The following is a 25,771-nucleotide window of genomic DNA, read 5'->3' on the forward strand; positions in this document are numbered from 1 at the left end:
TAAACGAGATGCCTCGCATATTTCCGTCCCCTGACGGGGATTGATTGTTTCGGCAAATTGAGGATGTGATTTCAAATTATCTAGCTTTCCGGCCCCTGACGGGGCGTTGATTGTTTCAAAAGTCATCAATCACTTAAGACAGTATGTAGGACAATTTCCGTCCCCTGGCGGGGTATTGATTGTTTCATACGTTCTTGTTTTTCCCGTAAAAAATGCGACCCGTTTCCGTCCCCTGGCGGGGTATTGATTGTTTCCCCGTAATCCCCTACTGATATAGTATTCGGGGAGTTTCCGTCCCCTGGCGGGGTATTGATTGTTTCCTGTGGGTCTTGTAATGATTATCGGAACTATGTTTCCGTCCCCTGGCGGGGTATTGATTGTTTCTATGAAGACCCCAACCAGCAGGACACCAAGACCCCGTTTCCGTCCCCTGGCGGGGTATTGATTGTTTCGCACTGAAAGCCTATTTGCAGATAAGGCCAGTCTTGTTTCCGTCCCCTGGCGGGGTATTGATTGTTTCCAACAAAAAGCAGAAGGCTGTTAAATCCAATAAGGGTTTCCGTCCCCTAGCGGGGTATTGATTGTTTCCTTTTACGAGTGAAATGGGGACTGCTGGACAAGGTTTCCGTCCCCTAGCGGGGTATTGATTGTTTCAGAGCAGCTGATTGATGATTATTCCCACCAATCGTTTCCGTCCCCTAGCGGGGTATTGATTGTTTCGGCAAATGTGCATAAAATTCTCCTGTATTTTTGCCAAACACATCAAATCTGTTTTCATTATAACATGCGTTTTGCTTCAAGTAAAGCAAATTTGCATAAAATTATCCATGAAATCCATCGCTCTTTTGTAACAGTATCGGCGCGAAGCGGCTGAAACTGGGCGCCGCTTACCCCTCCCAACAGACAGCTTCGCACTTTGCAGCCCTCTCTCGGCTTGCGGCTTCCGCTCTCCGGGTTCAAGCTTTCCCATTGGCGCATCCCCCTTGTTCCGCGTGGTGCAAGGTGCAAAATTGCTGCAAAAAAAGGATGCAACTAGGAAAATTTTATTAAGGAATTGCAAAAAATGACGAATTGTGCTAAAATAATAAAAATAGACGCTTGAGCCGATGCGTTTTTGTAGAAAGCTCAGCGGGAGAGGAGGTCTTATGGAACAAGAACGGTTTGCGTGGAAATGCCTGCTGCATGCCCTGCGGCCGTATGGCCCGCCGGAGGTGTGGCAGGCATCGTTTGGGCCGGACATGGAGACGGCGCTTTCGGAGGAAGAACAGGCGCTTTTGCGCCGGGCGTCCGGGATTGTCGTTGGCACGGCCAAGCTGGATGCATCCGAGAGCGGCCTGCTTTCCATCTTCGACTTGCTGGACGGAGGGACGCCGTGCCGGATGTTCCGTCCGGATGCGGTGGAGTGCTTCCAATGCCCGGCGGAACAGGCTGTCCGCCCAGCCGAAAAGCGGGAGTGGATGCAGCGCTGCCTGGACGAGCTGAAGGCGGCGGACGGGCGCATCGAACCCGCCCTGGAGGTTTGCAGGCAGCAGCTTTCCTATTATCCTTCCGGCATCCCAGGGGTATCCCTGTATCAGAAGGCGCGCCTGGAGGTCTGCCTGGCGTGCTGTATGCGCGAAGCGGGGCGGGAATCCCCGTTCCTGCTGGTCTCCTGCGGCTTGCCGGGGATTCAGAAGTTTTTGTACACGATTTCCGGCAAAGGGGTTTTGAAATCCCTGCGGAGCCGGTCGTTTTATTTGGATTTGCTGGAAGAACATCTGATGACGGAATTGCTGGACCGGCTGCACCTCTGCCGGGCGCACCGGCTGTATGTGGGCGGCGGGAGCAGCTATGCCGTCCTGCCCAATACGGACCGCACGCGGGAAACCCTGGAAGCCTGCCTGCGCAGCGTCAACCAGTGGCTGCTCAAGCGCTTTTCCGGCGCGCTGCAATTCCTCTATGCCTGGGAGCCCTGTTCCGGGCCGCAGCTCAAAAACGAGGGCGGGACAGCTTACCAGGAGATCTTTGCCCGGCTGGAAAACAAGCTGAACCAAAAGCGCAACCGCCGGTTTGACGCCAGCGGTTTGACATGGCTGAATTCCCAGGAGATGAGCGACCCGGAGCGGGAATGCCGGGTCTGCGCGGGCAGCAGCTTGCCGCTGGATGGGGACGACCTCTGCCCGGTCTGCCGGGAATTCCGGGATAGCTCCTCCGGCCTTGCTGCCCCGGGAAAGGTGGCGGCCGTCTGCCGCGCAGTTTGGGAAGAGGGCGGCACGCCCCTGACGCTTCCCTCGCTGGATGGGCAGGATTGGTTTGTCTATATGATGGACCGGGCGCAGGCGGAACGCCTCCGTGCAGAACAGCCGGGGACCGTCGTCCGCGTTTATGCGCCGGGCAGCGGGGGCAATGCGGACATTCCGCTTCCACTCGGCGCTTATGCATATACGATCGATGAAAAAATGGCGACGTTTGAGGGCCTTGCGGCGTGTTCCAAAGGCATCCGGCGTTTGGGCGTCCTGCGGGCGGATGTGGACAACCTGGGCCGGGCGTTCGTCAGCGGGTTTCACCGGCGTTTGCAGTCCGGGGAAACCGGTTCCGGCCTCCCTCTGACGGCGTCGCTCTCGCAGCAGTTGACGCAGTTTTTCAAGGTCCACTTGCAAACGATTTTGCAGGGGACGGAGGGACCGGTCGATCCGTTCCACCTTGTGTGGAACGAAGCGGGAAAACGTTCCCCGCGCAAGGCCATCGTGGTCTATGCGGGCGGGGACGATCTCTTTATTGTGGGCGCCTGGAATGAAATTGTGGAACTGTCGGTGGACCTGTACCGCGCGTTCCGGGGCTTTACCGGGGGCCGCTTGACCTTTTCCGCCGGGATTGGCCTGTTTTCCCCGCACTATCCGCTCTATGCGATGGCGGAGGATACGGCGATCTTGGAGGACGCAGCCAAGGGGATCGACGCCGGGAAAAACGGCCTCGCCCTGTTTGGCTTGGAGCTGCTGCCGGACGCCGGTGGATCGGTGCGGCATGTGGCGCGGCACCTGTACCATTGGGATACCTTTATCGAAGAGGTTGTCACGGAAAAGCTCTATTTGTTGGAGCGCTATTTTGAAATGGACCGGAAGGAACAGAACGGCCGGGGGAGTTCGTTCCTTTACCGCCTGAAGAATTATGCGGAGCAGTTGGACCGAACCCCGGGGCAAACGATCAACGTGGCGCGTTTTGCGTATCTGCTGGCCCGGATGGAGCCAAAAAAGGACAAGCGCGAGCTGTCCGATTTGTATCATGAATTTTCGACAAAGCTGTATCAATGGATCAAGGATGCGGAAAGCCGCAGGCAGCTGCTGACGGCGATGGAACTGTATTTGAGCTTGATCCGGACATCACAGGAGAAAGGGGAAGAGCAACCATATGGCGAGTGATTGGAAAGACGCGCTGGGAGGTTTGATCGGGAAGACCCCTGAAGAGGTCGCTCGGACGCAGCGGCAGCCCGCCGGCCAGAAGGCGTCCTCCGGCAAAGAACCGCCGGCATTTTTCAGCAGGGACGATTATGTAGATTTGGCCGATCAATGTATGCAGCGGCTGGGAAGGCCCAGTAAAAACAAATGGAATAAGGAAAATGAAATCAAACGAAATTATGGGGAGCTGACCAGCAGCCAGATGCGGAATCTCTTTGCGCTTGTTACGCGGCTCTACAACCGAGTGACCATCGGCGGGGAGATCACCCCCGCGGACATCGGGAGCATCAAGGTGCGGATGGTGTACGATGCGGGACGGAAGGCGGATGTGCAGAGCTTTTTGCAGGAGTCGGGGCTTTTAAGGGGCCTCGACTTTATCGGCACGGATAAAGGGCGCTTCCTGCGGTATGCGCGCTATATGGAAGCGTTGGTTGCCTACCACTATTATTACACCGATAAAAAGGACTAAAGGGGTGGAACGATGTATCAGAAATTGATGATTCAAGGGCAGATTGAAGTGCTGACCGGGTTACATATCGGCGCGTCCGACGTCTATGCCGCCATCGGCGCGGCAAATTCCCCTGTGGTGCGGGACCCAAAGACGCAGTACCCCATCATTCCCGGCAGCAGCTTGAAAGGGAAAATCCGGACGCTCCTGGTGCGGGATGCCGTGGAGGGCTATGTCTTGCCGGAACCGAAGGACGATCCACCCCCAATTGCCCGGTTGTTTGGAAAACCAGCTTCCAGTGCAGAAACAAAGGCGGTGGCTTCCCGGCTTCAATTTATGGATTGCTTCCTAGCCAATGCAGACGAGTTGATGGACACCGGCTTTACAGAGGTCAAAACGGAAAACAGCATTAACCGGCTGACGTCGATTGCCAATCCGCGGCCTTTGGAGCGCGTGATCCGGGGGGCAAAATTTTCCTTTGCGGTGATCTATAATGTGGAAAATCCGGCGGAAGTAGAGGAAGATTTCCAAACGCTCGCGAAGGGGATGCAGCTGCTGCAATTGGATTATCTGGGCGGCCATGGCAGCCGGGGCAGCGGACGCATCCGCTTTGAGGATCTGAAGGTCATTCAGGCGGCGGGCGAAACGGAAAAGATCGAAACCCTGCAAAAGACGCTTGAGGGTGTGAAAGATGCGAACGTATTACCTTTATAAATTCCATTTTTATGGGGCGCTCCACATCGGGCCGGACGATGGGCGGAATGTCTTGCAGTCGTCTGGGATTCTGCTGCATTCCGATACGCTGTTTTCCGCCCTGTGTATTGAGGCGCTGCGGGACGAAACAGCGCGAAACAGCCTCTTGGAAGAGGCAAAGGCAGGGCGGTTCCTGCTTTCGGACGCGTTTCCCTACCGGGCAGACGAGCTCTTTCTCCCGAAGCCGCTGATCCGCACAGAACAAGGGCTCCGGCAGATGCAGGACCCGGGACAGCGGAAGCTGTTCAAAAAATTGACGTACCTGCCAGCCTCCCTTTGGGATGCGTACTTGGACCTCTGGCGGGAGGGCCGTCCATTCGACGCGGCCGCCTGCCTGCAACAGCTTGAAAACCTGTCCTTTTTGGATGAACGCGCCTGTGCCGCCGTGCGCGGCAAGGAGGAGACCGACCCATACCTCGTGCGAGGGCTGCAATTTAACAAGGACTGCGGCCTATACTGTATCCTGGCCTTTGACGATGATCGTGTGCGCTCCCTTGTGGAAGGCCTTTTGCAATCCCTGTCCTTTAGCGGGGTCGGCGGAAAACGGAGCATTGGCTTCGGAAAATTTCAATTGGAGCGCTGTGGTGAATTGGCCCAAAGCGCCTGCGAAGCGGCCCGGGTCCTGGGGACATACCTATCCGGAGAACCCGCCGCCCACTGGATGACCCTGAATACCTCGCTCCCGGCAGAGGACGAGCTGGAGCAAGCGATGGAACACGCGGAATATTCCCTTTGCAGAAGAGGGGGCTTCGTCCATGGAATGGGCTACAAAAAGCGGACGGTCTATGCGTTCGCGTCCGGTTCCTGCTTTTCCAAACGGTTTACCGGCCAGGTGCGGAATGTTGCGCCGGAGGGACGCCAACCGGCGCTGCGCATGTTAAAACCGATGTTTTTGGGGGTGGATGTATGAAAGAAACCATCCATATGGTGATGCGCGTCTTGACGCCGGTCTTTGTGGGATGCGGGCAAAAACTCTTGAAGAAGGAGTACATCTATATCCCGAACGAAAACCGCGTCTATGTGCCGGACCGGGACCGCTTTTTCTCCTGGCTACAGGAACGGAATCTGGTGGACGCATATACGGATTTCATTCTCAGCAGCGACAACAGCCTGTACCAATGGCTGCTGTCCCAGAAGGCGTCCAAGGAAGAGATTCGCGGATTGGCCGCGTATACGGCGCACGGCGGGGATCGAACCATCAACGGAAAGCCGATCCGCCTGGACGATATCCATTCCATGGTAAAGGGGCCGGGCGGAAAGCCCTATCTTCCCGGCAGCAGCATTAAGGGCGCTATGCGGACGGCGCTCCTGAACAAGATGGTCGCCGGCAAGAAGCCGTGCCCGTTTCCGGAAGATGCATTCCACAAGGGCGTGCAGGAGATGGACGCGCGTGTAAAATCCGGGAAGGAACCGCATGGCCGTGCCAGCAAGAGCCTTTTTCGCCGGGAAGCCGGAAACATCGAAGAAGGGCAGTTCCACAAATTGCGGCTGGTCAACCAAAAGGGGAAAGAAATTCCGAGCTATAATGCGGTCTGCTCCGCCATGCGCGGGCTGTCGGTTTCGGACAGCCTGCCGGTGGAAGCATCCTGCCTGACGCTGTGCCAGAAGCTGGACGTGGGGCCCAGCGGCGGGATTTCCTCCCGCGTGCCCATGATGCGCGAGTGTTTGAAGCCCGGCACGGAGCTGCACGCCGCCCTCACCCTGGACGACTGCTTCCTGCGGGAGGCGGGGATGGACCGGCAATTTTTGGTCGAGGCAATCCAGGAATTCTATGCGCTGCAAAACCGGCAGTTCGTCGCGAAATTCCATGGGTTCGAACATGAAGCGGAGGAACGCGGGTGCGTGCTCTATTTGGGCGGCGGGTGCGGGTTCCCCAGCAAAACGATCCTCCAGTCCCTGTATGGGGATGCATCGCTTGCTTGCACCGCAGAGCTGCTCACCTTTTTGTTCCCGGATGGCTACCATGAAACCGACGTGGCCGCCGGGGGTTCCCCGCACATGCTGAAATGCACCAAATGGGAAGACCGCCTGGTCCCCATGGGGAAATGTGAGGTGCTGTTTCCATGACGACGAGCATCCGCCTGGAATTGGAGGAAACCCATCGCGCGCCCCTGGTGGCGGAGGACGCCTATTGCCTGTACGGTTGGCTGATGGAGCAGCTTCCACCCGCTTATGCCGCGTATCTGCATGAGGAAGGCGAGCGGCCGTTTTGCCAATATCTGCTCCCGTCGAGGGAAGAACGCCATCGGGCCGTGTATCAATGGACGCTGTTTTCGGAGGACGCGGTGCAGACGGTCGCGCCCATCCTGCTGAACAGCACGTCCTTTCCATTCCGCAGCGGTGGGAAGCAGGTCTGCGTGCGAAGGGCGGAAAAGGAAACGTTCCGCTTTGAAGAGGCGGTCGAGCGCTGTTTTACCGCGCCGGCGCTTCCATCTTCCTATCAGCTGCGCTTCCTGTCCCCCACGACGTTTAAAACCGAGAACCAGTATGCGCTGTTCCCCACCGCAGGGCTGGTGGTAAAGAGTGCGGCCTCGCGCTTTGCGCTGCTGGACAGCGGGGTGACGCTACAGGACGAGGAGGCGATCCGGCAGCTCGTCGAGTCGGCGCGGATCATTGGCTATTCGCTCCACACGCAGAGATACAGCATGAAAGGCGCCGTGATACCGGGCTTTACCGGTTGGATACGGCTGGCCATCCATGGACCAACCTCCATGAAACGGCTGTTTTGGCTGTTGATGTGCGCGCTGCCCCATACCGGCGTTGGAATCAAGACGGCGCTGGGGATGGGCGGCTGTACGGTGGAAGAATCTTTCCCAAAAACAGAGGAGGTTTTTTCATGGAACAGATGAACATCAAGTCCCTGCTTCGCAGCAAGCAGACGCTGCTGGAATCCAAGCTAGATGTGTTGATCAACCATCCGGTCACAAAGGGCGACCACTGCGAGGGGGCCTGGATCGACTTTTTCCGGAGCTTTTTGCCCAGCAAATATGCGGTGGATAAGGGGTTCGTATTCGACAGCAAAGGGGCGGTCAGCGAGCAGATCGATATTATCATCTATGATGCCCTGTACTCCCCGCTGATCTTTGGAACCGATGCGGGCGAAAAATTCATCACGGCGGAAAGCGTCTATGCGGTCTTTGACTCCAAGCAGAAGATCGACAAGGAGACGGTGGAGTACACAAACCGGAAAATCGAAAGCGTGGTGAACCTGCACCGGACATCGCGTGGAATGATTGTCGCCGGTCGGGAGGTTCCACCCAGAGCCCTGCCGCCCATTCTCGGCGGAATTCTGGCCGCGGCATCCGCTGGTTGGAGCACAGTGGAGTCTTATGTGGAGGACAATCCGAACATTGACATCGGATGCGCGGTAAAATCCGGCTCTTTCTTAGTAAAACGCGATCCGGAGAGAAATTTCTTATCCATGCTGCACAGCGAGCCGGAGGAAGCGGTCCTCGCGTTCTTTTATATGATTCTGGATGAGCTTTATAAGCTCGGGACCGTCCCGGCGATCGATATCCGCGATTATGCCAACGCGACATTGACAAACGTCCACTTAAAAACAGACGAAGAAAATTTGCAGACGGAGTCATCCGAAGAAGCTTCCACGGCAGAACTATCTGCCTCGGAAGAGAAGGAAAACCAAGAGGAACCGGCTGTAAAATAAATAACATGTAAATCAAACAAGGCGCCTATCCCATTTTCGTGGGATAGGCGCCTTGTTTTGTCCCCTGGCGGGGCGTAGTTGAGTTGTTTCTCCAATATTCCTGTGCTCACATGACACCCCATAGCCGTCCCCTGACGGGGCGTGGATTGTAACCTGTGATTTTTCGAATGGGTGTTTTAATACCTTTATTTCCGTCCCCTGACGGGGCGTGGATTGTAACTGGCCTGTTTGCAGAGGCCGTAAGAGTTATAAAAATTTCCGTCCCCTGACGGGGCGTGGATTGTAACTGTGGCGGATTTGTATGCGTCAACAAGTTTTTTGGATTTCCGTCCCCTGACGGGGCGTGGATTGTAACGCCGTGTAATGATCTATCCCGATGGGACAATCGGGATTTCCGTCCCCTGACGGGGCGTGGATTGTAACTTTTCAATCCGGTATTCTTCCAAATCAGAAAAAGTATTTCCGTCCCCTGACGGGGCGTGGATTGTAACTGACGGTCACAAATAACATTGCTCGCGGCCTCACCATTTCCGTCCCCTGACGGGGCGTGGATTGTAACTTTAGATCTGTTCCGCCGTGGCAGAGAAGCAATAATTTCCGTCCCCTGACGGGGCGTGGATTGTAACCCGGGATGGCTGAAACCGGAAGTTGAAGTAAAATCATTTCCGTCCCCTGACGGGGCGTGGATTGTAACACCAGGTTTATCGTCTGGTCATGTGGATTGTTAGATTTCCGTCCCCTGACGGGGCGTGGATTGTAACGCAGATGGTTCGGACGATAGAAAGAACAAAGATATTTCCGTCCCCTGACGGGGCGTGGATTGTAACTCCACCCCTATTATACCCAGAAACCATGCGGGTTGTAAAGGCTAAAAGTGCGAACCTCATAAAAATAATCCATCTTTTGCTCGGCTTTTAGCGAAAATACCGCTCCACCCCAGGCGCACTGCGCGGTGCGAACTTCCCGGAAAACGGCTGTGTGCTTGGGGTTCGCACAAAGGCGGGGTTGTGTCCGGGAAACCGCTTTTCTGGTCAGCATTTCGAGGCGGATGTATTTTCCAAACTCTTTTGCAGATGTTTTTCCCAGCCGCTTGTGTCGTATGATTTATGGAGGATTGCCGTGTTCGAAACCAGCGTTCCATTGTGGCTCTTTCCTCCAAAGGGCGTTCCAATTTGTGCATAGTCCGGACAAAAAATGGGCATTCTCCCCCTAATAGGGAACAAATTTTCCGGTTTACATAAAATATTTCATTTGTTCATGATTTGTTCATATATATGCGATATACTTTTAGCACACTCAATAAAAGAGTGCTAAAAATACATCTCAAACCCGCATGAACACTGAATGTGTAAACGATAGGAGGGGTTGAACATGAATGCACAGAAATTCACCCAAAAATCCCTGGAAGCCATCCAGGAAGCCCAAAACCTCGCCATTGAAAACAACAATATGCAGATCGAGGAAGAACACCTCGTGGCGGCTCTGCTGCAACAGCGCGACGGGCTGATCACGCAGCTGCTGAAAAAGATGCATGTAGACTGCGACGCCGTCCAGCGCGCAGTGGCGGAAAAGATTTCCCGCATCCCAGGCGTGACCGGCCCGGGCCGTGAGGCAGGGAAAATCTATGTTTCCGCAGACGTGGATGCAGTCCTGACTGCGGCGGAAAAAGAAGCCGACCGGATGAAGGACGAATATGTTTCCGTCGAGCATATCATGCTTGCGATTTTGAACCGGCCCAACAACGCCATGAAGGACGTCTTCCAGCGCTTTGGCATTGAGAAGAACGCCTTCCTGACCGCGCTGTCCAGCGTGCGCGGCAACACCCGCGTGACCAGCGACACGCCGGAGGAAACCTATGACGCGCTCTCCAAATACGGCCAGGATCTGGTCGAGCTCGCAAAGAACCATAAGCTCGACCCGGTGATCGGCCGTGACGACGAGATCCGCAACGTCATCCGCATTCTGTCCCGTAAGACGAAGAACAACCCGGTGCTGATCGGCGAACCCGGCGTCGGCAAAACCGCTATTGCGGAAGGCCTGGCACTGCGTATTGTGCGCGGGGACGTGCCGAACAACCTCAAAGACCGCAAAATCTTCTCCCTGGATATGGGCGCGCTGATTGCCGGCGCGAAATTCCGCGGCGAATTTGAGGAACGCCTCAAGGCAGTGCTGAACGAGGTCAAGAAGAGCGAGGGCCGGATTATCCTGTTCATCGATGAGCTGCACACCATTGTGGGCGCGGGCAAAACCGAGGGCTCCATGGACGCAGGCAACCTGCTCAAGCCAATGCTGGCGCGCGGTGAGCTGCACTGCATCGGCGCGACGACGCTCAACGAGTACCATCAATACATCGAAAAGGACCCGGCTTTGGAGCGCCGCTTCCAGCCGGTCATGGTGGATGAGCCGAGCGTAGAGGACACCATCTCCATCCTGCGCGGCTTGAAGGAACGTTATGAGGTGTTCCACGGCGTCAAGATCCAGGATCAGGCGTTGATTGCCGCGGCGACGCTCTCCAACCGCTATATTTCCGACCGTTTCCTGCCGGATAAGGCCATCGACCTGGTGGACGAAGCGTGCGCCATGGTCCGCACGGAGATCGACTCCATGCCGACCGAGCTGGATGAGATTTCCCGCAAGATCATGCAGCATGAAATCGAGGAAGCGGCCCTGAAAAAGGACACCGACCCGCTGACGCAGGAGCATTTGAAGGACATCCAGAAGGAACTGGCGGACCTGCGCGCCCAGTTCAAGGAAATGAAGGCAAAGTGGGAAAACGAAAAGCAGGCCATCGGCAAAGTGCAGAAGCTGCGCGAGGAAATCGAGCAGGTCAATGCAGAGATCGAAAAGGCCGAGCGCGCCTATGATTTGAACAAGGCCGCCGAATATAAGTACGGCAAGCTGCCCGAGCTGCAAAAGCAGCTGGCAGAGGAAGAGCAGATCGCGGAAAAGAGCCAGTCCTCGGAGACAAACCTTCTGCGTGACAAGGTCACGGAGGAAGAAATCGCGAAGATTGTGGCCCGCTGGACGGGCATCCCGGTCTCCAAGCTGATGGAGAGCGAGCGCGAGAAGCTGCTGCACCTGGACGACATCCTGCATGAGCGGGTGGTCGGGCAGGACGAAGCGGTGGAGAAGGTCAGCGAAGCGATCCTGCGTTCCCGCGCGGGGATTCAGGATCCGAACCGCCCGATCGGTTCGTTCCTCTTCCTGGGCCCCACAGGTGTGGGCAAAACAGAGCTTGCAAAGGCCCTGGCGCAGGCGTTGTTCGACGACGAGCGCAATATGATCCGCATCGACATGACCGAATATATGGAGAAATTCTCCGTGTCACGTCTGATCGGCGCGCCTCCGGGATATGTCGGGTACGAGGAGGGCGGCCAGTTGACCGAGGCGGTCCGCCGGAAGCCGTACTCCGTCATCCTCTTTGACGAGGTGGAGAAAGCGCACCCGGATGTATTCAATATCCTGTTGCAGGTGTTGGACGACGGCCGTATCACAGATTCGCAGGGCCGTACCGTGGACTTCAAGAATACGATTATCATCCTGACCTCCAACCTCGGCTCCAGCGCCATCCTGGAAGGGATCGGTGCAGACGGCCAGATCAGCGAACAGGCGAAGGAGCAGGTGAACGCGCTGTTGAAGCAGCAGTTCCGGCCGGAATTCCTGAACCGTCTTGACGAGATTGTCTTCTACAAGCCGTTGACGCGCGACGAAATAGGCCATATTGTGGACTTACAGATGGTGGACTTACAGCGCCGTCTGGCGGATAAGCAGCTCGGCGTGAAGCTGACGCCTGAAGCCAAGACGTTCATTGTAGACAGCGGTTATGACCCGGTCTACGGTGCGCGCCCGTTGAAGCGTTTCATCCAAAGCAAGGTCGAAACTCTGATTGCGAAGAAGATCATCCAAGGGAACATCAAGCCGCGTGAGACGCTCCTCGTGGATTATGACGGCAATCAGCTTGTTGTAAAAGACGAGGGATAATAGAAGCTCATTGAAGAATGGATGCAGTGCAATGTGTATCGCACATTGCACTGCATTTTTCTGCCTTTCGGCTTAACATCCCCTGATCCAACCAGGGGTAAATAAGAAAGCCTTGGCGAAACAAGTTCGTATTAGATGAAGATCGTCTTTGATTCCCAAAAAAATAGATTTCGAGCAAAGCACTCGGGAGTTTTTGCAGAATGTTACAGAAAACCAAAGTGAACTGGTTTACCAGTAGCAGGACAAGCGATGCAAGGATTTTTTCGTATCCGTTCCAGGACTCGGCAAGTACGAACCCCTCTGGGGGTGGGCAAACATTAGGTTACTAGTGATTTTGATTATCGGATAAACGATGGGCTGATGTCAAAATTGCTTTCGGTTCATCGCACGAAATATTGTTATTTTATAAGGAATGCGATATAATGAAACCGGTTATATTCTGGGAAGATTCCCTGGTGTGGAGGAACACCGTATGATTGATAAAGATTTTATAGATCATTTGGAGGAGCAAATCCACCAGACAGTCCAGGACGCCCTATATCTGAAAGAGACCGTGGTCCGCACAGTGCGGGAAAACGTAGATGCCCATAAAGGCCCGGCTCCGACTCATAGGCCGGTTCCACCTCGCAGGCCTGCTCCCCCGAAGCCTTATATATATCCGGGGCGGCCCGTTCCCCGCTCAAGTGTCCAGCTGCGTGTCCGTGGGAACCCGGGAACCTCGATTGCGGGTACCGTCATGGAGATCGTCGGGTTGGCTGGGGCAATCCCAACCGGTCTGGCGTTTGTGATCCTTGCGCTCGCTTCTCTGCTGGCGGGAATGCCCTGGGCCGCGTTTGCGATCTCCAGTGTGGTGCTGGTTCCGCTTTGTGTGGGGTTTACCGTATTGGCTATTTGCGGCGTGCGCAAAGTCCGCCGGAAACGCCGGTTTCAACGGTATCAGGCGCAGTTGAATGGCGATACCTTTTGCTCGCTCGACCTTTTGGCGGCCTCTGTGGGTGAATCAAAATCCTTTGTCATTCGCGATTTGCAGAAGATGATCCGGGACGGCTTGTTCCCGGAAGGGCATATCGATGAGCAGGAGACCTGCTTTATTGCCACGAACGAGACCTATCGGCAGTATCTGCAAGCCCAAGAGAGCGCACGCCGCCGGCAGTTGGAAGAAGAACGGAAAAAGCAACAGCCGGAGGCGGATGAGGCCGGCGAATGTGAGCGGGCGATTGCCGAGGGGCGCGATTATCTCTGGCAGATTCGCGAGGAAAACCGTGCGATTCCGGGAGAAGAATTTTCGCGGAAGCTGTCCCGATTGGAAGAGATCTGCGCGAAGATTTTCGATCATGTAGAGGCCCATCCGCAGAAATTGCCGGACATCCGCAAATTTATGCAATACTATTTGCCGACCACTTTAAAATTGCTCAAGGCCTATCGCGAGTTTGACGGACAGCCGGTGCAGGGAGAAAATGTCACCAAAGTGAAGGCTGAGATCAGCGATACGTTGGATACGATCAACACCGCCTTTGAGAATCTCCTGGACAGCCTGTTCCAGGATGATGTGATGGATATTTCGACGGATATCTCCGTGTTGGAAACCATGCTCGCGCAGGAGGGCCTGACCGAGGATGCGTTCCGCAAGAAGAAACCGTAAATGAATCGGAGGAAATTGCTATGGACGAGACTTTTCAGGAGCAACCCGTATTGACCTTTGAGCCCTTTGCGGATGAGCCGTCCGCCTCACTGCAAAAGGCAGAACCTGCGCAGGCGCCCACCGAAGCGCCGGTGTTCGACGAGAGCAGCCTGTCGCCGGAAGAGCGCAAAATGGTGGACGATTTTGCCGCAAAGATCGAATTGAGCAATTCCAATATGATCTTGCAATACGGCGCGGGCGCCCAGAAAAAGATGGCGGACTTCTCGGCGGATGCGCTGAACAATGTGCGCGCAAAGGATCTCGGCGCGGTCGGGGATATGCTGTCCAGTGTGGTAACGGAGCTGAAAAGCTTTGACGTGGAGGAAGAGGAGAAAGGATTCTTCGGATTCTTTAAACGGGGAGCCAATAAGATGACCGCGTTAAAAGCGAAATACGACAAGGTGGAAGCCAATGTCGAAAAGATTTGCGCGGTTTTGGAGCGCCATCAGGTGCAGTTGCTTAAGGATGTCGCCATGATGGACAAGATGTACGAGATGAACAAGGTCTATTTTAAAGAGCTGTCCATGTACATTTTGGCAGGAAAAAAGAAACTGGCGCAGGTGCAGCAGGAAGAACTCCCCAAGCTCGTGGAAAAGGCTAAGCAGTCTGGCCTGCCGGAGGATGCACAGGCCGCCAACGATCTGAACGCCCTGTGCAACCGCTTCGACAAAAAGCTGCATGACCTGGAGTTGACCCGCATGGTGTCCATCCAGATGGCGCCGGAGATCCGGCTGGTGCAGAGCAACGACACGCAGATGTCGGAAAAGATTCAGTCCACGCTGGTGAATACCATCCCGCTTTGGAAGAGCCAGATGGCCCTGGCCTTGGGGATAGCCCATTCGCAGCAGGCGGCGCAGGCACAGCGCGAGGTTACGGACATGACGAACGAGCTGCTGCGAAAGAATGCCGCGGCGCTGAAAATGGCGACCGTGGAGACAGCCAGGGAGACCGAGCGCGGCATCGTGGATATGGAAACCCTGCGCGAAACCAACCAAAATTTGATCTCCACCCTGGACGAAGTGATGCATATACAGGAGGAAGGCCGGCAGAAGCGCCGCGAGGCGGAGGTGGAGCTGGGCCGCTTGGAAAACGAACTCAAACAGAAGCTGCTGGAAATCCGCGGATAATGCGAAAGATAGCAGATCGGCCGCTCCGGTGCATGGACACCGGGCGGCTTTCTGTTTTTCCAATACAAACCATTTGAGAGTCACTGGATTTTTGTGCGGCAGCGTTCTATAATAAGGTAGAACATTTGATTGGAGATGAGCGTATGGAGGGCCCGGACCGTGTGATTCTGCACTGTGACTGCAATGCATTTTACGCATCAGTGGAATGCCTGCTGCATCCGGCTTACCGGGATGTGCCGATGGCGGTCTGTGGGGACCCCGAGAACCGGCACGGGATCATATTGGCAAAAAATGAGCGGGCCAAGCGGTTCGGCGTCCAAACCGCGGAGACCATCTGGCAAGCGCGGCGCAAATGCCCCGACCTGGTGCTCGCCCCGCCGCATCGTGACCAGTATGCCATATATTCCAAGCGGGTCAACGCGATCTATCAGCGCTATACGGATTTGGTGGAGCCCTTCGGCATCGATGAAAGCTGGCTGGACGTCACCGGGAGCCAGAGGCTGTTCGGTTCCGGGCCGGAGATTGCGGACCGCCTGCGCGCCGAGGTCCAGCGGGAGACCGGCCTGACAATTTCGGTTGGGGTTTCCTTCAATAAGATTTTTGCCAAGCTGGGCAGCGACTATAAAAAGCCCGATGCGACCACGGTGATCTCGCGGGAAAATTACAGGGACATTGTGTATCCTCTTTCGGTGAGCGCCCTGCTCTATGTTGGGAAAAGCGCACGGGAAACCCTGCAAAACATGCGCATCCGCACCATCGGGGACCTGGCCCATGCGGACCGCAAGGCGCTGGTGGCAAGCCTGGGAAAGATCGGCGGGGAACTCTACGACTATGCCAACGGGCTTGACAGGAGCCCTGTGAAGAGCATTTATGAGCCGAAAGAGGTCAAGTCGGTGGGAAATGGGCTGACTTTTAAAAGGAACCTGGTCGGGTGGGACGACATCCGGCTCGGCGTTACAGTCCTGGCCGATACCGTTGCAGCGCGTATGCGCCGCAGTGGGGTGAAATGTTATACGGTACAGCTCAATATCCGCAATCCAAGCTTTAAAACCATCTCGCGGCAAAAGCCGCTCGCGGTGCCGACCTTTTTGTCAAAGGAGCTGGCCCGTGCAGCTATGGAGATATTGGCGGATTCGTGGAATCCCAATGCGCCGATCCGCATGTTGACGCTTACCGGGACCAACCTGGTGCCTGCGGATGAAGCGCCGGGGGAACAGCTCAGCCTGTTTGAGCACTCCCGGCAGGAGGAACGCAAAAAGCAGGAAAAGCTGGAGACCACTCTGGACGCCATCCGGGAAAAGTTTGGCAAGGATGCGGTGTCCATCTGCGGGGTGCTGCAAAACGACATCGGCGCGGATTGACTTGCATTCCGGCCAAGGTCTTGCTAAAATGAGGACAAATCAGCGTTCGGCCGGTGTGTTCGCCGGACGGATGGAAAGGATCGCGATACCATGCAATACCGTGTGTTTGGAGATACGTATGTTGTGCGCCTGCAAAGGGGCGAGGAGGTGCTCGCCTGCCTGCGGGAGTTATGTGAGAAGGAATCCATCTCGCTGGGGACGGTTTCAGCCATCGGTGCGGTCAACCATGTGGTGGTGGGCGTGTACCGGGTGGATGAACAGAAATATGTTGCCAACACCTTTGACGGCGTGATGGAATTGACCTCCCTGATGGGGAACATCACGGAAAAAGACGGAGAACCCTATCTGCACCTGCACGCCACCTTCGGGGACCTCACCGGAAAGGTGATCGGCGGGCACCTCAACGAGGCGGTGGTCAGCGCCACCTGTGAGCTGTTTGTCCGGAAGGTCGAGGGCCATGTAGGGCGCAGGTTGGACCCGGAGACGGGGCTGAATATCTTTGATTTTTAAGGAGGATCTACCAATGGTCAAGCATATTGTCATGTGGAAATGGAAGGACGAGGTAAAGCAGGACCACCCGGAAGCACTGGTTGCTTCCCTGCAGGAGCGCTTCAAGGCGCTGTTGGGCGTGGTGCCGGGCCTGAAAGAGATTGAATTCGGCGCGAATTACAACGGCGGGGAATATGACATCGCCCTGTACTGCGCGTTTGCGACCAAGGAGGACCAGGACGCCTATCAGACCAATCCGGCGCATCTGACCGTTGCGGAAATAGTGCGCGCCTCCACCTGCGGACGCGCCTGCGTCGATTACGAAATCGCATAAACGGCGTTGAAAAACCGTTCGCCTGCTTTGTTGGGAAGGATACTTTCCAATGTTTGATAAATATTTGTGAAGAACTTTTTTAGAAATCAAAAAGGAACACCTGGTGTTGCTGTACCAGATGTTCCTTTTTTTCACGGGTATCTAAGCAGATTAGACGCTGTGAAACCCTTTACCGATGATCTCGCTGGTATTGGAAATGAGGATGAACGCACCGGGCTCCACCTGCTTGATATACTGCCGGAGCTGCACAGCCTGATACCGCTTGAGAACCGTAAAGATAATGTATTTTTTATCATGGGAGAAGGCGCCTTCCGCTTCACAGACGGTGGCGCTGCGGCCAAGCTTATGCACAATGTAGTCGCAGATGGGCTCCGGGCTGCTACAAACCACATTGAAATATTTGCACAGGTTGATGCTCTCAATCACGTTGTCGATCACCAGGGATTTGGAGAACAATCCCAGCATCGAGAACAGGAATGTTTTAATATCGAAAATGAAGAAAGCCGACAGCGTGATCAGCAGGTCGCTCAGCAGGAGTGCGTTGCCGATGTTGACGCTGGTGAATTTCTTTAGGATCATCGCCACGACGTCCGTGCCGCCGCTCGAAGCGCCGATGTTGAACAGGATGGCGGAACCAAGGCCCGGCAGCACAATGGCGAAGATCAGTTCCAGAAGGGGATCGTCCGTCAGAGGCTTGTCCAGTGGCCAGAGATATTCCATCCCCGAAAGCGCCACCGACAGCAGCATACTGGAATAGACAGTGCGTACGCCGAATCCCTTGCCCAAAAAGAGGAATCCTAAGAGCAATAAGACGAGGTTTACAATAAAGTTGACCGTACTGGGGGAGATGGGCATCACCTGGCTGACAACCACTGCCAGACCGGTCACCCCACCAAACGTGAAATTGTTTGGAAACTTGAAGAAATAGATGCCCACAGCCATCAATAGGGTGCTGAGAGTGATGAGCGTATACTCTTTGGCGGCTTTTAGAATAGTTTCTTGGCTTGGCAGAGCGAATTTCATCGCGATCCCTCCGTAAAACGGTGTCGTTTCTTTTATGTTAGAAGAGCAGCAAAATGGTAGTTTTAGCAGTTGCGGCGTTTTGGCCATCCCTTGGAAAAGGTTCGTGGTACCGCTTCAGAAATATTGATGGAAAGCCGGACAGTGAAAAATCGATCCGGAGGATTTCTCCGTGTTTTCAACGCTGTGTGGGGTTCTCATCTTTCCAGGAAAAAATTCCCCTTTCTATCTTTATCTTACTATATGGTTCACGTATTTTCAAGAATTCTACGAATGGAAGATAGGGAATCTGCCGATTCGGATGGCGCGCGGCCGGTATACCTTGAATCAATAGGAAGAATTTGTTATAATACAATCAATTATTGCCGAAAAACAGGGCGAAAAAATGCGCCCAAAAAGATGGGGATGCGGGCGCCGCCGGCCGCTGCCCGTGCATGGAAACCGGCGGGGAATGGAGTACTTATGGCGAAGGTTACCCTTCTAACGTATACCCCGCAGCCGGAAAAGACGGTCGCGATGGCGGCGAAGCTCTGCTATTCGCCGTCCTCCATCGACCAGATCGGCGAGGGATTGACGGAGGAAAAGACGGCTTCTTTTGTACAGATGTTGGCGGAAATCGGACACGAAAGCCCGATCGAGCACGCCTCGTTTACCTTTGGGATCGAGGGCGTTTCCCGCTCGCTGTTGGCGCAGATCACGCGACACCGCATTGCATCGTTCAGCGTGCAGAGCCAGCGTTATGTCGCGGAGAGCGATTTTGCCTATGTGGTCCCGCCGGAGATCGAAGCGATCCCGGAGGCGAAAGCAGAATTTCTGGCGGCCATGGAAGAGGATCGCCGGCACTATGAGCGCTTGACGGCGCTTTTAATGGAAAAACATCGAAAGGCTCTGCTGGACGAGGGAAAGAGCGAAAAGGAGGCCGCGCGTGCTGCGGAGAAACGTGCGATTGAAGATGCGCGCTTCGTGCTGCCGAACGCCTGCGAGACAAAAATGGTCTGCACGTTCAACGCACGGTCGCTCCAAAACTTCTTTGCATTGCGCTGCTGCAACCGTGCGCAGTGGGAGATCCGGGACGTTGCAACACAGATGCTGTTTTTGGTGCGAAAGGTTGCGCCGCATCTCTTTGCAAACGCCGGCCCTGGCTGTCTGCGCGGCATCTGTCCGGAAGGGAAGATGTCCTGCGGAAAGGCAAATGAAGTACGCGCATTCTTCCATTCGGGGGAAGACGCATGAGCGGGAAACTGATTACCCTGGAAGGGCTGGATGGAAGCGGGAAAGCGACGCAGACGGAGCTCCTGTGTAAGGAGCTGGCCGGAAAGGGCATACGTGTGCGGAAGATTTCGTTTCCGGATTATGGGCAGCCCTCTTCCGCATTGGCAAAGATGTATTTGGACGGGAAATTTGGAGAAAATCCGGAGGATGTGTCCGCTTATGCGGCCTCTTCTTTTTATGCGGTGGACCGTTTTGCCAGCTACGCGCAGTTTTGGAAGGAAGACTACCAGAGCGGCGCAGTGATTGTTGCGGACCGTTATTCCACCTCTAACATCGTGTTTCAGATGTCGAAGCTGCCCAGGGACAAATGGGATGCATTCATCCAGTGGGTGCAGGATTACGAATACAACAAACTGGGGCTTCCACAACCGGATTGCACGGTTTATCTGGACATGCCCCCTTCTGTGAGTCAAAAGCTTCTGAGCGGGCGCTATCACGGCGACGAACGGAAGAAGGACATCCACGAGCGCAATACGGCTTATCTGCGCGCTTGCCGGGAAAGTGCGGCCTACGCTGCAAAAATGCTCGGCTGGCTGGTTATAAATTGCGCAGAGGGCGACAATGCTAAACCTATGGAACAGATTCACAGGGAATTGATGAAAGAATTGGCAGGAGAGATCAACTTATATGTTTAATTGGAAAATTCCAGAAGTTTCAGATCGTGAATGGATGCAGCCGGCGCTTTCCGCGTCCGGCGGAATGGGCAGCGAATTTGCCTTTGGCACCCTGTACCTTTGGTCCTGTGCATATGGCACGCGTGTGTGCCAGCACGACGGGTGGGTGCTGCGGTGTTCCGGGACCGAGGGGAACCGGTTCTATCAGTTGCCGTTGGGACCGGGGGATCTGCGCAGCAAGGTGGAGCTGTTGCTCGCCGACGCAAAGGAAGCCGGATGCAAATTCCGCCTGTGGGGGTTGACCAAACAGGAGACGGAACATCTGGAAGAAGCGATGCCGGGGATGTTCCGGTTCCAATTGGACCGGGATGCGTCGGACTATATCTATGCGTCGCAGGACCTGATCCATTTGGCGGGCCGCAAGTTCCACGGGAAGCGGAACCATCTGGCGCGGTTCCAGCGTTCTTACAATTGGTCCTATGAGGATATCACGCCGGAAAACTATGCGGATTGCAAGAAGATTGCCCATGAATGGTGTGTCCAAAACGGCGGATGCGGCAAGGAGGATGGCACGGACGACGAGACCTGTGCCATCAATATGGCGTTCCGCTCCTTTGAGGAGCTGAAGCTCTCCGGCGGCCTGCTGCGCGTGGACGGCAAACCGGTGGCATTTACCGTTGGCGAGGAGATCAACCCGGAGGTCTACCTCCTTCATTTTGAGAAGGCCCTCAGCGGTTATGAGGGGCTCTATGCCGCCATCAATCACGAATATGCGGCGAACCATCTGGAGAACTACCGTTATATCAATCGGGAAGAGGATTTGGGGATTGAAGGCTTGCGGAAAGCAAAGCTCTCTTACAACCCGGCCATCCTTTTGGAAAAATACTCCGCGACCCTGCTTTCGGAGACGGAGGAAATCACGGAATTGGAACAAGGCGACTGAGTGGAGGCGGTGCGGCGGTGATCGGTTTTGCAAAATGGGAGGACCGTCCGGCTTTGGCGGAACTCTGGCAGGTCTGTTTTGAAGAGGAGCGGCGGTACGCCAATTTCTTTTTCAACAACGCGTTCCGCCCGGAGAACTGCCTGGTCTACCGCGTTGCGGGCCGGCCGGCGGCGATGCTGCATCTGTTGCCGGCGAAGATCGTCTGCGGCGGGAAGCCGGTGCGCATCCACTATGTGTTTGCCTGTGCGACCGCGCCGGAGCACCGTTCCCACGGATACATGAATGCGCTGCTGGCCTATGCCGCGCTGGTGGGTTCCCAGAGGGAGGAGCAGTTTTCCGCGATCCTGCCCGCCAGCCCGGGACTATATGACTATTATGCAAAGTCCGATTACGTCACTTTTTTTGAACGGGACGAATACCGGCTTTCGGCAGAACAGCTGCGGGAAAAGGCGGTTGTTCGGGGAGGACGCAGAGCGTTTACGCCTGCCACGTTGAACCGGATGCGCAGTGCGCTGCTGCGGGATCGGGAAGGGTCCGTCCTTTGGGAGAACGGCGCGTTCTGGTTTGCGGTGGAGGACAACCGCATTTATGGCGGCAAGCTGGTGTGCGCCGAGGGACCGTCCTATGCGGTGTGCCGGCGGGAACAACCGGATGTCTGTGAGATTACCGAATTCATGAGCGCGCCGGAGCACCTGCCGGCCCTCTTTGCGGCGCTGCTTCAGGAAATGCCTGCCCAGGATTACCGCATCCGGCTTCCGAAGGGAAGCGGCCTTTTTGCAGCGGCGGGCGTGCCCTCCCTTTCGGCCCCGGAACCCGCCTTTTGCGGGATGCTCCGGCCGTTGGACGGCGCCTCCTTGGAGCAAATTCATGTTGGGGATCAAAAGCCGTATCTTGGCTTAGGAAAAGATTAAAGATCATCCGCAAGGAAAGGAGCGTTACACAATGATCTATGTATTTTTGGCAAATGGATTTGAAGAAATTGAAGCGCTGGCGACCGTGGATATCCTCCGCCGCGCGGAACTGGATGTCAAAACCGTGGGCGTGGGCGGCAAGACCGTCACGGGTTCGCATGGAATCCCGGTGACTGCGGATATCGAGGAAAAGGATGTCACGACGGACGACATGGAATTGGTCGTTTTGCCGGGCGGCATGCCGGGCACGCTGAACCTGGAGAAGTCCCCGATTGTGATGGCGTCCGTGCGCTATTGCCTGGACAACAGCATCTATGTGGCGGCCATCTGCGCGGCGCCCTCCATCCTGGGGCATATCGGCGCGCTGAAAGGCTGTACCGCGACGTGTTTCCCGGGGTTTGAAAAAGAATTGGAGGGGGCGATCCTTTCCTCCCAGCCGGTCTGCGTCAGCGGACGCATCATCACCGGCAAGGGCGCAGGGGTAGCGGCGGACTTTGCCCTACGCATTGTGGCGGAGCTCTGCGGCTCGCAGAAATCGGCTGCGATAAAGAAATCCATCCAGTGTCAGAACTGACCCTCCTATAAAGGAAGATCGCATGTATATCAAGAACATCAAGGAACTGAAAAAGAATCTGCGCGCGCGATACCGCCGCTATCGGGAGAAGATGAACGCGGAGCAAAAGATCCGCCTGGACGCCTCGATCCAATGCCGCCTCCTGACGTTGGAGGAATACCTGCATGCAGAAACCCTCTTTATTTATGTCAGCAAGCCCATCGAGGTGGACACTCTGGCGGTGATTAATGCTGCGCTCGCCAATCACAAACGGGTGGCCGTGCCGCGCTGTGTGCCGGATACCTTTGAAATGGAGTTTTATTACATCACCTCCCTGAGCGACCTGGAAAAGGGAACGTTCGGCGTGCTCGAACCCATTGTGGACAAATGCGAGCGCGTGGGGGATTCTTATGGGCGGGCGCTGTGCGTCGTTCCGGGCTTGAGTTTTGACGCACAGGGGTACCGCCTGGGATATGGGAAAGGATATTACGACCGTTACCTTGCGCAGTTCCGCGGGATCACGGTGGGCATATGCTATCTGGGGTGCATCCAATGGAATTTGCCCCATGGGTATTACGACCGGCCCGTCGATATTCTGATCACAGAGAAGTATGTCCGCAGAATTGCGAGGCAGGAGGATACGCCATGAATGACGATAAGCGCAACGAGGAATTGCGCCGGAGGAAAATTGAAAATTTCCGGGTGCAGATTCCCGAGGATTCATTCCCGCAGGAATCAGGCAGATCCCCGCGGGAGGAGCCGCCGGCGATCAATAGTTATAGCCGTCCGGAGAAAAACCACCGAGCGGCGGATGTCCGTATGGCGGAGCGTAAGGCGGCACGGCGGGCGGCAAAGGCCCATAAGAAGCGCAATAAACAAAAGCGTGGCAAGAACAAGCTCTTTTTCCGCCTGGTGTGGCTGATGATGGTGCTGTTCATCGGGGTTGCGCTGGCGCAGTATGCAGTCACCGGTATCAACGATATGTTGGCGATTGGACGCGATGCAGTCAATGTCACGGTTGATATCCCTAAAGGGGCCAGCACTGACCAGATCGCCCAGGTGTTGCAGGAGGCCGGCGTCATCCAGCGCTCAGACTTTTTTAAGCTCTATTCAGCGATGACGAAGGCCGACGGCCACTACAACAACGGTACTTATAAGCTGAACACCAGCATGGATTATGAGGCGATTATCAACAATTTGCAGTCCAATGCCAACCGTGTGGACATCGTCAAGATCACGTTCACAGAGGGAATGAACGCATTGGAGGTTGCCCAACTTCTGGAAGAGAACGGCGTTTGCTCCCAGGAGGACGCATTGAACTACATCAACTCCAACGCATTGGATTCGAAGTACGATTTTCTCCAGCAGCTCACCGGCGACCGTTACTATCATATGGAGGGCTACCTCTTCCCGGACACGTACGAGTTTTTCAAGGACGAATCCCCGGAGGATGCGATTTTGAAGCTGGTGAACAACTGCGACCGGAAATTGACCGACGAGATCCGTCAGGAGATCACGGCGAGCGGCATGACCATCGACCAGGTGATGACGCTGGCCTCCATGATCCAAGCTGAGGCCGCGGATGAAGACGATATGTATATGATTTCCTCCGTCTTCCACAACCGTTTGAACAGCGACGGGTCGAATGGGCTCCGCCGCCTGCAATCCGACCCGACCATGTACTATCCGTACCGTACGAGGGATGCCATTCCAGAGGACATTCGGGAGACGTATTCGAGCAAATACAACACGTATGAAATCGAGGGCCTCCCGGCGGGGCCGATTTGCAATCCCGGCTCCAAGGCGATTGACGCGGCCTTACATCCGGCGGATACCAACTACTATTACTTCTGCCACGATGCGGACCGCAATGCGTACTATGCGGAAACCCTGGAGCAGCATCAGCAGAATCTACAGAAGGCGGGGTTGCGATGAGCGATATCAGAGACAACCGGCCGGAGCTGTTGGCGCCGGCCGGGGATATGGAATGCCTGCGTGCGGCGCTGGACTTCGGGGCGGATGCGGTTTATCTGGCGGGCCAGATGTTTGGCATGCGCACGGCGCCCTCCAATTTTACCCGTGAAGAGCTGCAAACAGCGGTCGCCCTGGCGCATGCGCGCGGGGTACGGGTGTATGTAACCTGCAACACGGTGCCGCGCAACAAGGAGATCGACCTGCTCCCGGACTATCTTGCATTTTTGCAGGAGGCGGGAGTGGATGCTCTGATCGTCACCGATTTAGGGGTGATCGACCTCGCCAAGCGCTATGCGCCGAAGGTGGAATTGCATGTCTCCACCCAGGCCGGCATCACCAATTACGCGGCGGCGAACGCCTTTTACCAGCTCGGCGCCAAGCGCGTGGTGCTGGCGCGCGAAACGACCATGGAGGAGATCGCGGAGATCCGGGCGAAAACGCCGAAGGATCTGGAAATCGAGGCGTTTGTGCATGGCGCGATGTGCATGTCGTTTTCGGGGCGGTGCTTACTGTCCAACTATATGGCGGGCCGTGATGCCAATCGGGGCGCCTGCGCGCAGCCGTGCCGGTGGAAGTATGCGTTGGTCGAGGAAAAGCGCCCCGGCCAATATATGCCCATCTATCAGGAAGGGGAGGGCTCCTATATCCTGAACTCCAAAGACATGTGCATGGTGCGCCATCTGCCGGAGCTGCTCCGGGCAGGAGTTACCAGCCTAAAGATCGAGGGACGTGCAAAGTCGTCGTATTACGTGGCGGTGACGACGAACGCCTACCGCTGGGCGCTGGACGAGCTGGAGCAGCATCCGGACATCCCTGTTTCGCCTTGGATTGTGGAAGAGCTGGATAAGATCAGCCACAGGCCCTATAGCACGGGCTTTTATCTCGGCGGAGAGCCGGGCCAGGAGACCGTCCAGGGCGGGTATGTGCGCAATTACGAGGTGATCGCCGTCTGCGAGGACTACCACGACGGCATTGCAATTTTATCACAGAGGAACCGCTTTTTCCGCGGGGAGACGGCGGACGTGTTGGAGGTCGGGGAACAGCCCTTCGACCTGCCGCTGGACGAACTGTTCGATCAGGACGGGCAGCCGATCGAGTCCGCGCCGCATGCGACCATGACAGTCCTGTTAAAAACAGAACGGCCGCTCAAACGCGGGGCGATCCTGCGGCACCGCCGCACAGAGGATTCCTAAGAGTAAGAGGAGGCAATCC

General features: G+C 55.7%; 22 protein-coding genes and 2 CRISPR repeat arrays. Of the genes, 21 read left to right on the forward strand and 1 reads right to left on the reverse strand.

The window, feature by feature from the left end; genetic code table 11:
- Positions 1 to 84: 84 nt before the first annotated feature.
- Positions 85 to 720: a CRISPR direct-repeat array (repeat unit 33 nt; unit sequence GTTTCCGTCCCCTGGCGGGGTATTGATTGTTTC).
- 425 nt (positions 721 to 1,145) lie between these two features.
- The 13 genes from cas10 to B5F54_RS02915 all read left to right on the forward strand — a co-directional run bounded on the left by cas10 (position 1,146) and on the right by B5F54_RS02915 (position 17,272).
- Positions 1,146 to 3,398: a type III-A CRISPR-associated protein Cas10/Csm1 gene (gene cas10 / locus B5F54_RS02855; protein WP_172749517.1), complete on the forward strand. Its 2,253-nt coding sequence runs from the start codon at positions 1,146 to 1,148 to the stop codon at positions 3,396 to 3,398.
- Positions 3,388 to 3,903 carry a type III-A CRISPR-associated protein Csm2 gene (gene csm2, locus B5F54_RS02860; protein WP_087230194.1) on the forward strand — a complete coding sequence of 172 codons (516 nt, stop codon included), beginning with the start codon at positions 3,388 to 3,390 and terminating at the stop codon, positions 3,901 to 3,903. The genes cas10 and csm2 overlap by 11 nt, the downstream gene beginning before the upstream one ends.
- Positions 3,904 to 3,915: 12 nt before the next feature.
- Positions 3,916 to 4,596: a type III-A CRISPR-associated RAMP protein Csm3 gene (csm3, locus tag B5F54_RS02865; protein ID WP_087230197.1), complete on the forward strand. Its 681-nt coding sequence runs from the start codon at positions 3,916 to 3,918 to the stop codon at positions 4,594 to 4,596.
- A complete protein-coding gene (gene csm4 / locus B5F54_RS02870) occupies positions 4,574 to 5,545 on the forward strand; it encodes a type III-A CRISPR-associated RAMP protein Csm4 (RefSeq protein ID WP_087230200.1) in 972 nt (323 codons plus the stop codon). Before csm3 ends, csm4 begins: the two co-directional genes overlap by 23 nt.
- Positions 5,542 to 6,702, forward strand: a complete 1,161-nt coding sequence (csm5, locus tag B5F54_RS02875; protein WP_087230203.1) for a type III-A CRISPR-associated RAMP protein Csm5 — start codon at positions 5,542 to 5,544, stop codon at positions 6,700 to 6,702. Before csm4 ends, csm5 begins: the two co-directional genes overlap by 4 nt.
- Positions 6,699 to 7,484: a CRISPR system precrRNA processing endoribonuclease RAMP protein Cas6 gene (gene cas6 / locus B5F54_RS02880; RefSeq protein ID WP_087230206.1), complete on the forward strand. Its 786-nt coding sequence runs from the start codon at positions 6,699 to 6,701 to the stop codon at positions 7,482 to 7,484. The genes csm5 and cas6 overlap by 4 nt, the downstream gene beginning before the upstream one ends.
- Positions 7,472 to 8,299 (forward strand): DUF6602 domain-containing protein, encoded by an 828-nt coding sequence (locus tag B5F54_RS02885; protein ID WP_207651942.1) that lies wholly within the window; start codon positions 7,472 to 7,474, stop codon positions 8,297 to 8,299. The genes cas6 and B5F54_RS02885 overlap by 13 nt, the downstream gene beginning before the upstream one ends.
- 120 nt (positions 8,300 to 8,419) lie before the next feature.
- A CRISPR array of direct repeats spans positions 8,420 to 9,126; the repeat unit is 33 nt; unit sequence ATTTCCGTCCCCTGACGGGGCGTGGATTGTAAC.
- Positions 9,127 to 9,670: 544 nt separating this feature from the next.
- A complete protein-coding gene (gene clpB / locus B5F54_RS02890) occupies positions 9,671 to 12,280 on the forward strand; it encodes an ATP-dependent chaperone ClpB (RefSeq protein WP_087230209.1) in 2,610 nt (869 codons plus the stop codon).
- A gap of 472 nt (positions 12,281 to 12,752) precedes the next feature.
- Positions 12,753 to 13,922, forward strand: coding sequence for a 5-bromo-4-chloroindolyl phosphate hydrolysis family protein (locus B5F54_RS02895; protein ID WP_172749519.1), 1,170 nt, complete (start codon positions 12,753 to 12,755; stop codon positions 13,920 to 13,922).
- A gap of 20 nt (positions 13,923 to 13,942) precedes the next feature.
- Positions 13,943 to 15,088: a toxic anion resistance protein gene (locus tag B5F54_RS02900; RefSeq protein ID WP_087230215.1), complete on the forward strand. Its 1,146-nt coding sequence runs from the start codon at positions 13,943 to 13,945 to the stop codon at positions 15,086 to 15,088.
- 143 nt (positions 15,089 to 15,231) lie between these two features.
- Complete coding sequence (gene dinB, locus B5F54_RS02905; protein WP_087230218.1) at positions 15,232 to 16,449, forward strand: DNA polymerase IV; 1,218 nt, start codon at positions 15,232 to 15,234, stop codon at positions 16,447 to 16,449.
- A gap of 90 nt (positions 16,450 to 16,539) precedes the next feature.
- A complete protein-coding gene (locus tag B5F54_RS02910) occupies positions 16,540 to 16,959 on the forward strand; it encodes a PPC domain-containing DNA-binding protein (RefSeq protein WP_087230221.1) in 420 nt (139 codons plus the stop codon).
- 13 nt (positions 16,960 to 16,972) lie between these two features.
- Positions 16,973 to 17,272, forward strand: coding sequence for a Dabb family protein (locus B5F54_RS02915; protein ID WP_087230224.1), 300 nt, complete (start codon positions 16,973 to 16,975; stop codon positions 17,270 to 17,272).
- 150 nt (positions 17,273 to 17,422) lie between these two features.
- Here B5F54_RS02915 and B5F54_RS02920 read toward each other — a convergent pair whose 3' ends face one another.
- Positions 17,423 to 18,295 carry a YitT family protein gene (locus B5F54_RS02920; protein ID WP_087230227.1) on the reverse strand — a complete coding sequence of 291 codons (873 nt, stop codon included), beginning with the start codon at positions 18,293 to 18,295 and terminating at the stop codon, positions 17,423 to 17,425.
- A 459-nt stretch (positions 18,296 to 18,754) separates the two neighbouring features.
- Between B5F54_RS02920 and thyX the strand changes: the two genes are divergently transcribed.
- Genes thyX through B5F54_RS02960 form a run of 8 tightly spaced genes read left to right on the forward strand, consistent with a single transcriptional unit; the run spans position 18,755 to position 25,752 of the window.
- Complete coding sequence (gene thyX / locus B5F54_RS02925; protein WP_087230230.1) at positions 18,755 to 19,525, forward strand: FAD-dependent thymidylate synthase; 771 nt, start codon at positions 18,755 to 18,757, stop codon at positions 19,523 to 19,525.
- Positions 19,522 to 20,199, forward strand: a complete 678-nt coding sequence (locus tag B5F54_RS02930) for a dTMP kinase (RefSeq protein ID WP_087230233.1) — start codon at positions 19,522 to 19,524, stop codon at positions 20,197 to 20,199. Before thyX ends, B5F54_RS02930 begins: the two co-directional genes overlap by 4 nt.
- Positions 20,192 to 21,121 (forward strand): DUF2156 domain-containing protein, encoded by a 930-nt coding sequence (locus B5F54_RS02935; protein WP_087230236.1) that lies wholly within the window; start codon positions 20,192 to 20,194, stop codon positions 21,119 to 21,121. The genes B5F54_RS02930 and B5F54_RS02935 overlap by 8 nt, the downstream gene beginning before the upstream one ends.
- 17 nt (positions 21,122 to 21,138) lie before the next feature.
- Complete coding sequence (locus B5F54_RS02940) at positions 21,139 to 22,032, forward strand: GNAT family N-acetyltransferase (protein ID WP_172749521.1); 894 nt, start codon at positions 21,139 to 21,141, stop codon at positions 22,030 to 22,032.
- Between the two features lie 31 nt (positions 22,033 to 22,063).
- Positions 22,064 to 22,606: a DJ-1 family glyoxalase III gene (locus tag B5F54_RS02945; protein WP_087230241.1), complete on the forward strand. Its 543-nt coding sequence runs from the start codon at positions 22,064 to 22,066 to the stop codon at positions 22,604 to 22,606.
- A 22-nt stretch (positions 22,607 to 22,628) separates the two neighbouring features.
- Positions 22,629 to 23,234, forward strand: a complete 606-nt coding sequence (locus B5F54_RS02950) for a 5-formyltetrahydrofolate cyclo-ligase (protein ID WP_087230244.1) — start codon at positions 22,629 to 22,631, stop codon at positions 23,232 to 23,234.
- Positions 23,231 to 24,520, forward strand: a complete 1,290-nt coding sequence (mltG, locus tag B5F54_RS02955) for an endolytic transglycosylase MltG (protein WP_087230246.1) — start codon at positions 23,231 to 23,233, stop codon at positions 24,518 to 24,520. Before B5F54_RS02950 ends, mltG begins: the two co-directional genes overlap by 4 nt.
- Complete coding sequence (locus B5F54_RS02960; RefSeq protein ID WP_087230249.1) at positions 24,517 to 25,752, forward strand: peptidase U32 family protein; 1,236 nt, start codon at positions 24,517 to 24,519, stop codon at positions 25,750 to 25,752. Before mltG ends, B5F54_RS02960 begins: the two co-directional genes overlap by 4 nt.
- The last annotated feature ends 19 nt before the right edge of the window (positions 25,753 to 25,771 follow it).

It is taken from the genome of Anaeromassilibacillus sp. An250 (assembly GCF_002159845.1).
GTDB classification, from domain to species: domain Bacteria; phylum Bacillota; class Clostridia; order Oscillospirales; family Acutalibacteraceae; genus Anaeromassilibacillus; species Anaeromassilibacillus stercoravium.

Excerpts from the sequence above, each read along its gene's own strand:
- cas10 (WP_172749517.1), top strand. The coding sequence starts at position 1,146 with ATGGAACAAGAACGGTTTGCGTGGAAATGCCTGCTGCATGCCCTGCGG.
- csm2 (WP_087230194.1), top strand. The coding sequence starts at position 3,388 with ATGGCGAGTGATTGGAAAGACGCGCTGGGAGGTTTGATCGGGAAGACC.
- csm3 (WP_087230197.1), top strand. The coding sequence starts at position 3,916 with ATGTATCAGAAATTGATGATTCAAGGGCAGATTGAAGTGCTGACCGGG.
- csm4 (WP_087230200.1), top strand. The coding sequence starts at position 4,574 with ATGCGAACGTATTACCTTTATAAATTCCATTTTTATGGGGCGCTCCAC.
- csm5 (WP_087230203.1), top strand. The coding sequence starts at position 5,542 with ATGAAAGAAACCATCCATATGGTGATGCGCGTCTTGACGCCGGTCTTT.
- cas6 (WP_087230206.1), top strand. The coding sequence starts at position 6,699 with ATGACGACGAGCATCCGCCTGGAATTGGAGGAAACCCATCGCGCGCCC.
- B5F54_RS02885 (WP_207651942.1), top strand. The coding sequence starts at position 7,472 with ATGGAACAGATGAACATCAAGTCCCTGCTTCGCAGCAAGCAGACGCTG.
- clpB (WP_087230209.1), top strand. The coding sequence starts at position 9,671 with ATGAATGCACAGAAATTCACCCAAAAATCCCTGGAAGCCATCCAGGAA.
- B5F54_RS02895 (WP_172749519.1), top strand. The coding sequence starts at position 12,753 with ATGATTGATAAAGATTTTATAGATCATTTGGAGGAGCAAATCCACCAG.
- B5F54_RS02900 (WP_087230215.1), top strand. The coding sequence starts at position 13,943 with ATGGACGAGACTTTTCAGGAGCAACCCGTATTGACCTTTGAGCCCTTT.
- dinB (WP_087230218.1), top strand. The coding sequence starts at position 15,232 with ATGGAGGGCCCGGACCGTGTGATTCTGCACTGTGACTGCAATGCATTT.
- B5F54_RS02910 (WP_087230221.1), top strand. The coding sequence starts at position 16,540 with ATGCAATACCGTGTGTTTGGAGATACGTATGTTGTGCGCCTGCAAAGG.
- B5F54_RS02915 (WP_087230224.1), top strand. The coding sequence starts at position 16,973 with ATGGTCAAGCATATTGTCATGTGGAAATGGAAGGACGAGGTAAAGCAG.
- B5F54_RS02920 (WP_087230227.1), bottom strand. The coding sequence starts at position 18,295 with ATGAAATTCGCTCTGCCAAGCCAAGAAACTATTCTAAAAGCCGCCAAA.
- thyX (WP_087230230.1), top strand. The coding sequence starts at position 18,755 with ATGGCGAAGGTTACCCTTCTAACGTATACCCCGCAGCCGGAAAAGACG.
- B5F54_RS02930 (WP_087230233.1), top strand. The coding sequence starts at position 19,522 with ATGAGCGGGAAACTGATTACCCTGGAAGGGCTGGATGGAAGCGGGAAA.
- B5F54_RS02935 (WP_087230236.1), top strand. The coding sequence starts at position 20,192 with ATGTTTAATTGGAAAATTCCAGAAGTTTCAGATCGTGAATGGATGCAG.
- B5F54_RS02945 (WP_087230241.1), top strand. The coding sequence starts at position 22,064 with ATGATCTATGTATTTTTGGCAAATGGATTTGAAGAAATTGAAGCGCTG.
- B5F54_RS02950 (WP_087230244.1), top strand. The coding sequence starts at position 22,629 with ATGTATATCAAGAACATCAAGGAACTGAAAAAGAATCTGCGCGCGCGA.
- mltG (WP_087230246.1), top strand. The coding sequence starts at position 23,231 with ATGAATGACGATAAGCGCAACGAGGAATTGCGCCGGAGGAAAATTGAA.
- B5F54_RS02960 (WP_087230249.1), top strand. The coding sequence starts at position 24,517 with ATGAGCGATATCAGAGACAACCGGCCGGAGCTGTTGGCGCCGGCCGGG.